Source organism: Syntrophobacterales bacterium (assembly GCA_031274925.1).
Classification (GTDB): Bacteria; Desulfobacterota; Syntrophorhabdia; order Syntrophorhabdales; family Syntrophorhabdaceae; genus PNOM01.
In genome coordinates this window covers 1-13496 of record JAISPL010000007.1, presented here as the reverse complement: position 1 = coordinate 13496, position 13496 = coordinate 1, and the positions used below count along the sequence as shown (strand labels likewise).

10 protein-coding genes and 2 pseudogenes are annotated in these 13496 nt (G+C 46.9%); 3 read left to right on the top strand and 9 right to left on the bottom strand.

Annotated features, from left to right (window positions below):
• The first annotated feature begins 9 nt into the window (after nt 1-9).
• Together leuS and lptE are read left to right on the top strand one after the other, a co-directional pair.
• A complete protein-coding gene (gene leuS, locus LBQ00_01760) occupies nt 10-2490 on the top strand; it encodes a leucine--tRNA ligase (protein ID MDR2017598.1) in 2481 nt (826 codons plus the stop codon).
• 15 nt (nt 2491-2505) lie between these two features.
• Nucleotides 2506-3030 (top strand): LPS assembly lipoprotein LptE, encoded by a 525-nt coding sequence (gene lptE / locus LBQ00_01755; GenBank protein MDR2017597.1) that lies wholly within the window; start codon nt 2506-2508, stop codon nt 3028-3030.
• A gap of 179 nt (nt 3031-3209) precedes the next feature.
• Here the strand turns inward: lptE and rpsT are convergent, their stop codons facing one another.
• The 5 genes and pseudogenes from rpsT to LBQ00_01730 form a co-directional block, all read right to left on the bottom strand.
• Nucleotides 3210-3482 carry a 30S ribosomal protein S20 gene (gene rpsT / locus LBQ00_01750; GenBank protein ID MDR2017596.1) on the bottom strand — a complete coding sequence of 91 codons (273 nt, stop codon included), beginning with the start codon at nt 3480-3482 and terminating at the stop codon, nt 3210-3212.
• Between the two features lie 207 nt (nt 3483-3689).
• Nucleotides 3690-3932, bottom strand: coding sequence for a PxxKW family cysteine-rich protein (locus LBQ00_01745; protein MDR2017595.1), 243 nt, complete (start codon nt 3930-3932; stop codon nt 3690-3692).
• A 265-nt stretch (nt 3933-4197) separates the two neighbouring features.
• On the bottom strand, nt 4198-4911 hold the full coding sequence (gene kdsB / locus LBQ00_01740) for a 3-deoxy-manno-octulosonate cytidylyltransferase (GenBank protein MDR2017594.1): 714 nt from the start codon (nt 4909-4911) through the stop codon (nt 4198-4200).
• A gap of 8 nt (nt 4912-4919) precedes the next feature.
• Nucleotides 4920-7721: an excinuclease ABC subunit UvrA gene (uvrA, locus tag LBQ00_01735; GenBank protein ID MDR2017593.1), complete on the bottom strand. Its 2802-nt coding sequence runs from the start codon at nt 7719-7721 to the stop codon at nt 4920-4922.
• Between the two features lie 1251 nt (nt 7722-8972).
• Nucleotides 8973-9083 (bottom strand): annotated as a pseudogene (locus tag LBQ00_01730) (IS481 family transposase).
• A gap of 254 nt (nt 9084-9337) precedes the next feature.
• Between LBQ00_01730 and LBQ00_01725 the strand changes: the two are divergent.
• Nucleotides 9338-10297 (top strand): radical SAM protein, encoded by a 960-nt coding sequence (locus LBQ00_01725; protein ID MDR2017592.1) that lies wholly within the window; start codon nt 9338-9340, stop codon nt 10295-10297.
• A 22-nt stretch (nt 10298-10319) separates the two neighbouring features.
• Here the strand turns inward: LBQ00_01725 and LBQ00_01720 are convergent, their stop codons facing one another.
• From LBQ00_01720 to LBQ00_01705, 4 genes and pseudogenes are all read right to left on the bottom strand, one after another.
• On the bottom strand, nt 10320-11375 hold the full coding sequence (locus tag LBQ00_01720; GenBank protein ID MDR2017591.1) for a YchF family ATPase: 1056 nt from the start codon (nt 11373-11375) through the stop codon (nt 10320-10322).
• Nucleotides 11376-11466: 91 nt separating this feature from the next.
• Entirely contained in the window at nt 11467-11676 is a 210-nt protein-coding gene (locus LBQ00_01715) for a hypothetical protein (GenBank protein ID MDR2017590.1), read from the bottom strand.
• A 158-nt stretch (nt 11677-11834) separates the two neighbouring features.
• Complete coding sequence (locus tag LBQ00_01710; GenBank protein MDR2017589.1) at nt 11835-12344, bottom strand: peptidylprolyl isomerase; 510 nt, start codon at nt 12342-12344, stop codon at nt 11835-11837.
• 211 nt (nt 12345-12555) lie between these two features.
• Nucleotides 12556-12702: pseudogene (locus LBQ00_01705) on the bottom strand (IS5/IS1182 family transposase).
• Nucleotides 12703-13496 lie beyond the last annotated feature (794 nt).

The following is a 13496-nucleotide window of genomic DNA, read 5'->3' as shown; positions in this document are numbered from 1 at the left end:
GCTTAAGAAATGAAGCCTTATGAGCCGCATGCAATAGAAGAGCAGAGACAGTCCGTGTGGGAGAAGAACAGGTCTTTTTTTGTCACGGAGGATACTACAAAAGAGAAATATTACCTCCTCGAAATGTTCCCTTATCCTTCGGGCAGGATACATATGGGTCACGTGAGGAACTACTCAATAGGAGACGTAATAGCCCGGTATAAAAGGATGAGAGGCTACAACGTCCTGCACCCTATGGGATGGGATGCCTTTGGAATGCCGGCGGAAAATGCGGCAATTGAGCGCGGTATTGCTCCCGCCACATGGACCCGCGAAAACATCGACTATATGAGGAAACAGTTGAAGAGACTGGGGTTCAGCTACGATTGGTCTCGGGAGTTTGCCACCTGTGATGTGGAATACTACAGGTGGGAACAGTGGATATTTCTGAAAATGTTTGAGTTGGGGCTTGTATACAGGAAAAGCTCGCCGGTCAATTACTGTCCCAAGTGCCAGACCGTGCTTGCCAACGAACAGGTGGAGAGCGGGGCATGCTGGAGGTGTGGCGAGCAGGTAATCCAGAAAGAGCTTACCCAGTGGTTTTTCGCCATCACGAAGTATGCCGATGAACTGTATGAGTATTGCGGCAAACTACCTGGCTGGCCGGAAAAAGTTCTCAGCATGCAGAAGAACTGGATTGGAAAAAGCCACGGAGTGGAAGTGGACTTTCCCATGGAGGAAGGAGGGGTTCTTACAATTTTTACCACGAGGCCCGATACCCTCTATGGCGTGACGTTCATGGTCCTTGCGCCAGAGCATCCTCTTGCCGTTTCCATGGCTATAGGCACCCCACAGGAACAGGGCGTCCGTGCCTTTGTGGAGAGAGTCAAAGCCCAAGATAGAAGTTTCAGGGCGGAAGTGGAACTCAAGAAAGAAGGTGTCTTTACGGGTAAATGTGTGACAAATCCTCTCACCGGGGCAAGAATCCCCATATATATCGGAAACTTTGTCCTCATGGAATACGGAACAGGCGCTATCATGGCCGTTCCTGCCCATGACCAGAGAGACTTCGAATTCGCCAAAGAGTATAATCTGCCTGTCGTAACAACTATCGTACCCAAAGGGAAAAGTCTTGATTCGAAGACAATGAAGGAAGCGTATGTGGATGACGGAGTGCTGATGAACTCCGGACCCTTTGACGGTCTTGAGAACAGAGATGCCATCCCGAAGATTATAGCTTACCTTGAAGAGAAGGGGTTTGGCAGGGGGAAAGTGAACTTTCGCTTGAGAGACTGGGGTATATCGAGACAGAGATACTGGGGTACCCCTATCCCGATCATCTACTGCGAAGATTGCGGGACGGTGCCCGTTCCCTATGAAGAACTTCCGGTGGCGTTGCCCCTTGATCTCGAAGTAAAGGCAGTGGGCAAGTCACCGCTTCAGGACTACGATCTATTCTATGAGACGGTATGCCCTAAATGCGGAAAGCCCGCGCGAAGAGAAACGGACACAATGGACACCTTTGTTGAGTCGTCATGGTATTTTCTCCGATATGCATGCCCTGATTATACTCTGGCCCCTCTCAACAGGGAGTGTGTTGATTATTGGGCGCCTGTGGACCAGTATATCGGAGGCGTCGAACATGCAGTGCTCCATCTTCTCTACTCGAGATTTTTTAACCGGGTTGTGAGAGAACTGGGGTTGGTTGGGGAGCGAGAACCCTTCAAGAACCTTCTTACCCAAGGGATGGTGATCAAGGACGGCTCGAAAATGAGCAAATCGAAAGGTAATATTGTTGATCCGGACTACCTCATAGAAAAATACGGCGCTGATACGGCGAGGCTCTTCTGTCTTTTCGCTTCTCCTCCGGAGAAAGACCTGGATTGGAGTGACAAAGGCGTGGAGGGGAGTTTCAGGTTCCTTCAGAGAGTCTGGAGGCTTGTAGCGGAACGAAGCGAAGAATTTCGAGATGTCGAGGCTGTTTTTGTGCCTGGAAGCAAAGACGGCGACTTCATCCAGTTGACCTATAAAGTCCATCAGACTATAAAAAAAGTGACGGAAGATGTCGACAGGTTTCATCTGAATACGGCCATAGCAAGCGTTATGGAGCTTGTCAACACAACATACAAATTCCTTGAGACCGAAAGGACCGGATCAGAAGCCCGGGCCCTTGTGAAAGGAGCCGTTGAAACCATTATTGCTCTCCTTTTTCCGTTTGTTCCCCATATTACAGAGGAGCTTTGGGACATGATCGGTGGAAAGGATCGTACTCTTGGGACTTGGTGGCCAAAGTACGACGAGAATTATATAACAGAGGGCAAGGTTACCATCGTGGTCCAGATCAACGGGAAATTGAGAGACGGGTGCGAAGTTGAGAGAGATATTGAAGAATCACGCCTGAAAGAGATTGTATTGAATCTCGAAAAGGTGAAGCGGCATCTTGAAGGCAAGGAAATAAGAAAGACCATAATAGTACCCAATAAACTGGTCAATATAGTAGTTTCCGGTTAGATGGAGTATTGATTCATGAAAGAATTAAACAGAAGGTTAGGCTGGATTTTTTTGATGGCGGTTGTGTTGCTGTCGGTCTGCTCGTGCGGATACCAGATGGTAGGACTTGGAGGGAGGGGTATTTATGGCGGAGATATCACCTCGCTTTCTATGGGGCCTTTCAAGAACATTACCTATGAACCCCACGCTTCACTTTATGTTACCGATACCTTTTCGCAGGAAGTCCTTAGTGCGGGACTTTTCGATTTAAACAGACCTGATGCGGACAGTCACCTTCAGGGGATTATAAAACAAATACTCATCCGGCCTTCTTCCATGAGCGCCCAAGGTATTGTTATTCAGAAAACAGCGACCATTGACGTGGAACTTGTTCTTTCCAAGAGGGATGGTACGTTCATAAAAAGATGGTTCTTCTCAGATTCCGAGCCATATAATACGAATGATATTCAGGCTGAAGACTTCAATAAGAGAAATGCGTTTCAGACTATCTCGGCAAGGATGGCGAGGAAGTTTATCGCAGCTCTACTTGTAGATTACTGATATAATCGTATATATTCTCAAGGATACGCTTTTACCTACTAAGGGAACAAGCCAAGTCCAAATTTCATCCCCTATTTCAAGAAGAGGCCCTTGAAAGAAAGATAATAAATTGTGACCCACAGAGAAAGACACCCGGGACGGTCACCAAATATAAATGAATAATCTTGAATGGAAAATGATTATGCCTTGTTTAGAAACGTATGAACCTTCTTTGAAAGCCTGGATACTTTCCTGGACGCGTTGTTAGAGTGGATCACACCCTTAGAGGCCGCTCTATTGATAAATGAAACGGCTTTTTTGAAAGCTTCGTCCACATGTTCCGTGTCTTTGTTTTCCATGACGGCGTAGATTTTCTTTATATATGTTTTCATGGTGGATTTCACATGGAAATTTCTCAATCTTTTCTGTTCTGACTGCCGCGCTTTCTTCACTGCCGATTTATTTTTCCTCAACGTCAACCCTCCAGATAATTTAGCCTTTATTTACCATTAATTACAACCAAAAGTCAACCATAAAGTGATATCAAGCATGAAGGGCCTAAACGTTGGACGTGTGAAAAAGGAAACGGCATAAGATACGCCCCAATTCCTGTTCAATGTCACGATAGATATTGTTAAACGATAGGCCCTTTCAGAGTCGAGTATTTTCCTGTGAGAAAATTACTTCTTCCCAGCGGCTCTTTTCGAGGCTTTGAGTGGGTTTATCTTCTGCCCTTCCACCGCTTTTGTTTTCTTTACGTGCGATGACATGGAACAGACGCCCTTCAGCCATTTTTGAGACGGATCAGGGAAACTTGTGCAGTACTTGCCTGTTTCGAATTCCATGATTCTCGTGCAACCTTCGCAACTTTCCACGATTGTGAAACACTTTCCACCACTATAGGAGCATCCTGTTTTCTTCATAAACAAACATTCTGTTCCCGATTTTAACGTTGTGCATATCATGCGGCATCACCTCCTGAAATGTGTATTAAAAGGCTAATAATAGACTATATTGTAACGTTTTTGTCAACAGTTTCACCGAAAACCCGAGGTAACTTCCAACTGCTAAGTGCGCTTGGCCGCTGTTTGCATCAGAATGTTCAGTGAGGCGCGGTAAATCCAGTGATTTTGACTTGGGCTAATTACCATTCACTTTTTTTAACCAATAACTGACGACGAACGACTGTCAATCTTTCGCCATCCTTTCCTCCGCTTTTTTTAGATCTTCCTCGGTGTCTATCCCGAAGCCGGTATAATGTACGGGGGCTACTTTAATCCTTACCCCGTTTTCCAGCACTCTGAGCTGCTCCAGGGATTCAGCCTCTTCAAGGAGCCCTTTTTCCATAGCCACGAACAGAGACAGGAAAGATCTGGAGAAGCCGTAGATGCCGATATGGCCGTAAAGAGGGACCTCCAGTGCTTCTCTGATGTACGGAATGGGCGAGCGAGAGAAATAGAGGGCATAGTGGCTTTTGTCAAGTACAACCTTTACCGTATTCGGGTTCTCGTACTCTTCCCGGGAAATCGGGGTGCACAGCGTCGCCATGGGAACATCCTCTTCCATGATTCGAAAAAGGGTATCAATCATGGACGGTTCTATAAAGGGCTCGTCACCCTGAAGGTTTACGATAAGATCTCCCTTCTTTCCCGATATAGCTTCATAGACTCTGTCGGTGCCAGATCTAAGTGAGGGATCTGTCATGACGGCTTCCGCGCCGAAAGAGGCGCACGTTTCCTGTATCCTTTCGTCATCCGTTGCCACAAGGATATTGTCGGCTGAGGAAGATATTGCTTTTTCATACACCCATTGGATAAGAGGTTTTCCCGCGATGGTGCGTAGCGGTTTTCCTGGGAGCCTTGCAGATGCGTAACGGGCAGGTATTACAACAAGTTTTTTCATGGGCCTCCTTAACTGTCCAAGTATCTCTTGAGGAATATCCCTGTGTAACTGTCGGGTGTAGCCATGGCCTTTTCGGGAGTCCCCTCGACGATGACGGTCCCGCCTTTGTCTCCCCCCTCCGGGCCGAGATCAATAACATGGTCAGCGCATTTTATCACATCAAGGTTATGCTCAATCACTACGACGGTATTGCCTCTGTCGACAAGCTCCATAAGTACGTGTAGGAGCTTCTCTATGTCGGAGAAGTGAAGCCCTGTGGTGGGCTCGTCGAGGATATATAGGGTCGCGCCCGTATCCCGTTTTGATAGCTCACGAGAGAGCTTGATCCTCTGAGCTTCTCCCCCTGAGAGGGTGGTCGCCGCCTGGCCAAGTTTGATGTAGCCAAGTCCTACCTCATTCAGGATTTTCAGTTTTGCCTTTATCGTGGGAATAGAAGAGAAAAAATCCAAGGCCTGAGTCACGGTCATCTCCAGGACATCGGCAATACTCTTTCCTTTGTATTTAACCTCCAAGGTATCCCTGTTGTATCTCTTCCCTTTGCAGGTGTCGCAGACGATATACACATCGGGAAGGAACTGCATTTCGATGGTAACGTAGCCTTCGCCTGCACAGGTCTCGCACCGGCCTCCTTTCACGTTGAAGGAGAACCTCCCCTCTTTGTACCCTCTCATCCGTGACTCCGGGAGTTTCGTGAAAAGTTCTCTTATGGGGGTAAAGATGCCCGTATAGGTGGCTGGATTCGACCTTGGAGTCCTTCCAATGGGTGACTGATCTATATCGATAACCCTGTCTATTGCCTCGAACCCCTCAATGCCTTCCGTTTCTCCTGCCCGTTCTTTCGACTTGTAAATTTTTTGTTTAAGGAGAGGGTAGAGGGTATCGACAATCAAAGTGCTCTTTCCCGAGCCGGAAACCCCCGTGACGCACGTGAAGATCCCAATGGGAATGGTGACGTTGATATGTTTGAGGTTGTGGGAGTGAGCTCCCTTAATCCTGATGACTCCCTTTGGAGTCCTTCTTTTGTCGGGTTGCTTGATTTCCCGTCTTTTTGAGATAAACATCCCGGTGACGGAAGTCTCATGGGCCGCCAAGTCATTTGGCGTACCCTGAAAGACGAGGTGACCTCCGTTTTCCCCTGCGCCGGGCCCCAGGTCTATAACGTAGTCCGAAGAGACGATGGCATCATGATCGTGTTCTACGACTATGACCGTGTTATCAAGGTCTCTCAGCCTAAAAAGGGTGGTAAGGAGCCTTTCGTTATCTCTCTGATGGAGTCCTATGCTTGGCTCGTCAAGAATATAGAGAACGCCTGTCAGGCCAGAGCCGATCTGGGTGGCGAGGCGAATTCTTTGTGACTCTCCTGAAGAGAGCGTCCCAGAATTTCGGTTTATGGTAATATAGTCGAGCCCGACATCCATGAGGAATCTGAGGCGGGAGATAATCTCTTTGAGGATCGATTTTGCGATTTCCATCTCTTTTTCGGTAAGCTTCAGGGCCGAGAAGAAGTCGAGACCAAGGGCGATGGTCATACGGGTAATTTCATCAATGTTGAGATCATTAATCTTTACCCAAAGCATCTCCTTTTTCAACCTCGCCCCGTTGCATGATGGACACGGTATAAGATTGATAAACCGTTCAAGCCGGGCTTTCTCGAAAAAGTCGGCGTTCTCCCAATCTCTTTGAAGCTCTTTTATTACCCCCTCAAAGCGTCTTCTGACGAGGTGTCTTTTTCCTCCTTTGTTGGTGAAAAATTCAAGATCTTCTTTGGTGCCGTAAAGGATTACGTTGCGGACTTCTTCCGGGAGATCCCTGTAAGGCTCCTCGATGTCTATGCTATAGCGGTTGACGAGGGCTTCAAGAAAGGGCATAAAGTGAACAGAGCTCTTCTCGCCCCAAGGGAGCACAGCCCCCTCCCTCAGGGAGAGGTCATGGTTCGGGATAATGAGCGCAGGATCGAAAAACTCCTTGACCCCGAGGCCGAGACAGGTGGGGCATGCTCCGTAAGGATTATTGAAGGAGAACATGCGGGGAGCAATCTCAGGATAGCTTATGCCACAATCGGGGCAGGAAAATTTCTCGCTGAAGACCATAACATTTTTCGGAGTTTCGACTTTTATGATTCCTTCCGCCTTCTGCAAGGCAAGCTCCACTGCTTCGAAAAGCCTTCGTTCAACTCCTTCCCTCAGAGTGATCCTGTCTATGATGACGTCAATGTCGTGCTTCTTGTACTTGTCAAGTGTGATGTTTTCTGATAGATCGACTATGGCACCGTTCAATTTGATCCGTGAAAAACCCTGCTTCCTCAGTTCATCAATTTCCTTGCGGTACTCTCCTTTTCGTCCTCTTACGATGGGGGCCAGAATGGCAAGCATGGTCCCTTGTGGCATAGATAAGATGTGGTCTACGATCTGCGGAGTGTGTTGGCTTTTTATCTCCTTCCCGCAGCCATAACAGAAGACATGCCCGATCCTGGCAAATAGGAGTCTCAGGTAATCGTAAATTTCAGTGACCGTCCCCACCGTACTGCGAGGGTTTTTGCTGATAGTTTTCTGTTCAATGCTGATGGCTGGGGACAACCCTTCAATGTAGTCCATATCTGGCTTGTCCATAAGCTCTAGAAACTGTCTCGCATAAGACGAGAGAGATTCGACGTAACGTCTTTGCCCCTCCGCGTAGATCGTATCGAAGGCAAGGGTAGATTTGCCTGACCCGCTCGGTCCCGTGATCACCACCATTTTGTTCCTGGGAAGCTCGACATCAATGTTCTTGAGGTTATGCTGACGTGCACCTTTAACGAAAATTCTGTTCACTGCGATAATATACCATCTTTGAGGGATCGGGGCAACCGACTCGCCTCTTTTCCCACTGTTCCTCCCCTGCTGATCATCTATCCTGCATCTCTCTTACATCGGAAGATCCTCTCTTCCGTTTCGTCTATGCGACATGTCATACACTTCTCTGAAGGATGAAAAGTCTCATCCTCATAATGTGTAAGTTCTATGACGTTATGGACAAGCAAGAAGATATGTTCTTTTTATGATGAGACTTTTCATAGAATACGCATCTTTGGCGAGACTCAATTCAATGCTTTCATATGGTAAGACATAAAAAGAGGGAGAGGTCATCTAGGATTATCTTCCTGATACCTGTTTCAGGGAAGGAAGTCCTTTGGTGAGTATAATTAACTTACCATATCACTGGTGATGGAATCTGGTGCTGCTCCAATGCTCTCATCCCTATCGCAGAAACCAATGAGGGGATTGTTTATAGGGGTTGGGAGTCTAAAGCCTCCACCGAATATCGTATTTTCCGCTACCTGTTTTTCTATACTTTCACGGAATTGGAAAAACCTGTTTAAGCCGTGCCAACAAGATACCATGCAATACATTACAATCCGTACACCCTTAGATATTATTGGGAAATACAGAAAAACATCCTTCTAAAATACCGAAACATACATGTTGGCAGATTACCGTAGACAAAGTCTTCCTGACGGTGTATTTATAGCAGACGATCACGTGAATAAATGGTGAAACAATTTCTATTATAATTTAACATTAACAGATTCGGAGGAATACCATGCTAAAAAGACGTATTGCCGTGCTCACAATCTTCTTGTTCGCAGCGTCGCTATCTCCTTGGAGTGTTCAGGCAGCAAGCCCCGTCTCGAACAAAACTCCTACAAAAAATTGCGCCAAGGATAAAAAATCTTGGGCCCACCAGACGAATCCGGCTCCAAACAAGAAACCGGCGAAAAAAAGAGCTTGATGGAGTATTTTTAGGTGATAGGGCATATCACCAAAAACAGATCTTTATGTAAGAAATGTATCTTGATTATCGGAGATTGTCTCGCCGCAGTCCACCCTTGTGACTGTAAAAGTCCCCAAGAGGACGGCCCGAAGTGAATCGTCAGAGAGCTTCGAAAAGAATTTTGGCGAAGATTTTAAGGATACCAGCAATTAACTGTCTACCCCCACATTAAAATTGTTTGGATCACATGTAAATCTTCCAGGCTAAAGCGTCCATATATTTCTGATGAAATCATAAGGAGATTTTCCTTATAAGCTTTTCAAATGATCTGCCAGATTGTACGCCATGAGAAATATATGGAAGTGTTCTTTATGACTGCCATAATGGTAACGGCCAACAGTCGCTTCCTTGATAGTCCGGTTCGTTAGTCCAGGGGTGTTGTCCAATCCCGTGGCGATGGCAGACTGGGCGAGGTGACGACGAAAAATATCAGCCGATAATCCTCTTAAAGAGGATGGCGCAGAGCTCCAGTTTGCGTTCGAAGGCGTCCTTATAAGCCAGCTAAGAAGAACTCCCACGAAAACTATGACGGCCTGGACGGCCAGTCGAGAGGAAGGACAGGAAGGAGGATCTATGCCGGTTTGCTTTTTCTGTAACTATTGTATATTATTTTTTTATGAGTAAATATGTTTTTGGACCAGTACCTTCAAGGAGGCTTGGGTTTTCGCTGGGCGTAGATACTATCCGGTCGAAATACTGTAGCTATGATTGTATATATTGTCAGATAGGCAAGACCACCTACCTTGAGGTTGAGCGGCGCCGGTTTTTCGATCCTGACGAAGTAGTTGAAGAAGTGAGTAGAAATGTTTCAAAGGAGAACCGGGTAGATTTTGTTACTTTTTCCGGTTCGGGAGAACCTACGCTGAACAGTGACCTGAGGTACATGATCAGGGAGATAAAGAAAAAGACGCGTGTACCCATAGCCATTATCACCAACGGATCGCTCCTGCATCTGGAAGAAGTTCGTAATGATCTCTTGGAGGCTGATGTTGTGCTCCCTTCTCTTGATGCCGCGAGTGATGATATCTTTCATTACATTAACAGACCTCACCCTCTCATCGGGCTTGAAATGGTCACGGAGGGACTGGAGAGGTTCCGGAACGCATACGATGGAGAGATATGGCTTGAAATCATGATGATCAGAGACATTAATGACGACCCTGAAGAATTAAAGGAGTTCAAGAGGATCATAGATTACCTTGATGTGGACAAGGTTCATCTCAATACCGTCACCCGACCTCCCTGTGAGGAAGCAACAGGAGCCATGGAAACATCCGCTCTTGAGGAAGTGTGCCGGTTTTTCGGCGATAAATGCGAAGTTGTGTCGACATTTGAACAGGCGGTGGAGGACGGTGACGATGATGCGGACTGGGAAGAGATAGTTCTGGGAATATTAGAAAGAAGATCAATGAACCTTGAGGATATCGTGAAGATAACGGGGGTACCTTATCTGAAGGTGAAAAGCCGCCTCAGCGGACTTGAACGGAACGGCATCATAAAAAGCTATTATTTCGGCGAGAGCATCTTTTTTCTTAAAACCGGAAAGATAGAACCAAAAACCCCAGGAGGGGTCTAAACACCTAGGATTTATGCCGGAATCAGTTTCCGGCCCTGATCGTCAGAATGTCCCCATCCTGTACCACGTATGTTTTACCTTCAAGGCGCCATAGACCGGCTTTTTTGCATCCCGCAAATCCTCCGTGTTGCAGGAAATCATCGTATGCGACCGTTTCCGCACGAATAAATTTGTTGTAAAAATCCGTATGGATGGTCCCTGCGGCCTCCTGTGCTGTCATTCCTCTTTTGATCGGCCATGAACGGCACTCGTCTTCTCCCACCGTGAAAAACGTCAAAAGTCCCAGTGTATCATACGCAAGGCGGATAATCTTCGGCCGGAGCGCCTCTTTGATGTCATAAGCCTGCATGTACTCGTCTCTCTCGGTGGAAGACATGAGCGCCAATTCCGACTCCAGTTTTGCGCATGCCGTGACGAGCGGGAGGTGCCCCGGGAACCTCTGGTTTAATTCCTCCTCCGCTTTATCCGCCTCGCCGAGCATTTCCTCCGCGCAGTTCATGACGGCCAGCATTGGTTTTTGAGATAAGAATTGAAACCCCCGAAACGTTTTTCCTTCCTTGTCGAGAAGATCAAGAGTCGAAAGTGGCTGCTCCTTATTAAGATGCTCAAGGCACCTCTCCAGCATTTCTTTCTCCTGATGCAGAAGGGCGTTATCTTTTTTCCCCATCTGCTTGCTGATTCGTTCAAGGCGTGTTTCTATCTGGGACATGTCTGAGAGTATGAACTCGCTGTATATTAATGCGAAATGAGAGTACGGGTCGGTATCAATTTCCGGCCTGTAGGCTGGCAGTACCAAGAGGAAGGCGTCGCTTAAGCGCATCTGCTGAAGCGCTTTTAACTGGATGGTCTCGTTGCGCAAATCGTTTTTTCCGATAGGTAACGTGTCTGACAGCTCAATCCGAGCATAAACAGTCTTCTTCGGTTTGAAGATTTGCGTGAGGTTATCAAGGCGTTCGTCGGGAACGTCTATGGTTGCAAGTGTGGGCGTATGAACCTGATTGTCGTCGGAAATTCCGCTCAGGGCCAAGAAAAGGGTCGATTTACCTGAGCCTGCGGTTCCGATTATGGAGATATGCATTCTCGCTCCTCATAAATAGATTCAGCTAGACCAAGAAAGAATACCCTAATTCCGGGACTAATTCAACCATGCGGCAACGCCCGCCCAACACTTAGACGGTTTTTTTCTGGGCCTCTCTCAGTAAGTTGATAATCATCTCAATCTTGTCTGGTGTGAAGCTGATATTCTCGCCGGTAGGCGACAACTCCCCATCGTTAATGATTTTGTATATGCCCAGATTGACGACCTGTGAGCCCTTGAAATCTTCAACGGTTACCATTAGTCGTTCTTTTGAACCTCTGTTTATTTTTCCTATTACCATATTTCCCCCTTTTACGAAGCTGTTTCATGCGTGATTTTATTGTGATCCACATGAGGCCACAGCCGGGCTGTATTTATCAATGTCCGGGCTACTATCCTGATATCTGGTGCAAAACAATGTCCCTCAATATGTTTCAAAGGACACTAACCGTCCGAACATCAATGGCAGCCGCCTTCCGGAGGGCTACCCACCATGCAACCACACCCGGTTTCTTTAAGCGATTCCCGTATCTCTCCTTCGGATGCATCACGGACTTCCAGTACCTCTACCTCGAAATGAAGGTTGTTGCCCGCGAGCGGGTGATTTCCGTCAAGGGTTACTTCATTGCCTCCCATGTTCACTACCGTCATGACCATCCCGCCCTCCGGTCCGTTCACGGCGAACTGCATACCTTCGCGAAGGTTATCTATTTCATTGAACCGTTCTCGGGGAAGTGAAAAGACTAGTTCTTCGTCTCGTTCTCCGTAACCCTCAGACGGGGTGAGTACAAACGAAACGCGGTCTGCCGGACACTTGCCTTCAAGAGCAGATTCGAATCCAGGTAGGACTTCTCTGGCCCCGTGGATATAGTTTAAAGGCTCACGTCCTTTAGAAGTGTCCAGAACGGTCCCGTCGTCATCTAACAGAGTGTACTCAACCGTAACGGCTTTATGATGCGATATTTTCATGGTAATTGGTCCTTTTGCAACGTGATTTGACAAAGAAAGATAAGGTTTTCTTGATCAGCCTATATTTTAACCTAAATTCTGGACAATATCAAGCTCATGGGTCCGGCCCTGGTGTGCCCGGGAGACAGCCATGGGCACATTTGAGGGTAGACCGGGCTCATGAACGTGACAGGGCGAGGGCTGTCGATTATACAATAGACCCCTTCCAAAATTATAGCCTTTCATAATTACAGATACCGGCAATCAGATTGAAGCGTAAGCCGAAACATTTTCTGCGGTTGCGATATTTATCCGCCATGATTTTGAAGCGTTTAATCAGACCGATGATGTGCTCGCTTAGTACACGCTCGCTTGAAATGGCATGATTGTGATGCTTTACCATGAAGTCAATAATTTTGGCGCTTTGAGGCTGTACGATCATCCCCGTGGCATTAGCCGAAAACAATCCTGGCGACGTGATAAAAAGATATAATTCATCGCATCCGCTTCCATCTCCGACATGATCCGCACAACCTCTCCTGTATGGTGTTCACGTCTGGGATAACTACAGTATTGAATTTTATCATAATCCTGGCGATACCTTAAAAGCTGACAGTCAAGGAAAAGATAAGGGCTTATGATTCCACACGTGGTTTTGGGTCTGCTTAGTCCTCAGTTCGTCTGGAGACACTGCCTCTTGATTGACGCAATCGAACTGCAGACGAAATGCTTGACGCAATAATTGTGAGAAGTCCGACAGTTCCTTATGAAAGATATCTTCTTGTTAAAGAGACGGTCCACTGAAAGCGTCTCTATCGCTTTGCTGCCGATCTTTATGGACACACAGATGAGGGCATATTACTCTTTTCAGATCCTCTCCGGAGCCTGTCTTGTGGAGAAAAAGATGCTTATCCAAAATCTTGAGAGACAATAGCTGGTTAACTCGTATCGGGTGCCTTCCCATGGCGTTCCCTAAACCCCTCAACAATCCCTCCACCGTTTTTCCCTATGTATTATGTATAGAGATGATGGAACGCAGTCACAGCTCTAATTATTTACCCCCACATTGAAATGGTTTGGGTCACTTTTAAATCTTTCAGGCTCAAGCGTCCATATATCTCTGATGAAATCATAAGGAGATTTTCCTTATAAGCTTTTCAAACGGCCAGATTG

Bases quoted from the DNA above. Each gene is read 5' to 3' on its own strand.
- LBQ00_01720 (MDR2017591.1), bottom strand. From the start codon at position 11,375: ATGCATATCTCCATAATCGGAACCGCAGGCTCAGGTAAATCGACCCTT.
- LBQ00_01725 (MDR2017592.1), top strand. From the start codon at position 9,338: ATGAGTAAATATGTTTTTGGACCAGTACCTTCAAGGAGGCTTGGGTTT.
- LBQ00_01715 (MDR2017590.1), bottom strand. From the start codon at position 11,676: ATGGTAATAGGAAAAATAAACAGAGGTTCAAAAGAACGACTAATGGTA.
- LBQ00_01745 (MDR2017595.1), bottom strand. From the start codon at position 3,932: ATGAAGAAAACAGGATGCTCCTATAGTGGTGGAAAGTGTTTCACAATC.
- leuS (MDR2017598.1), top strand. From the start codon at position 10: ATGAAGCCTTATGAGCCGCATGCAATAGAAGAGCAGAGACAGTCCGTG.
- LBQ00_01710 (MDR2017589.1), bottom strand. From the start codon at position 12,344: ATGAAAATATCGCATCATAAAGCCGTTACGGTTGAGTACACTCTGTTA.
- lptE (MDR2017597.1), top strand. From the start codon at position 2,506: ATGAAAGAATTAAACAGAAGGTTAGGCTGGATTTTTTTGATGGCGGTT.
- kdsB (MDR2017594.1), bottom strand. From the start codon at position 4,911: ATGAAAAAACTTGTTGTAATACCTGCCCGTTACGCATCTGCAAGGCTC.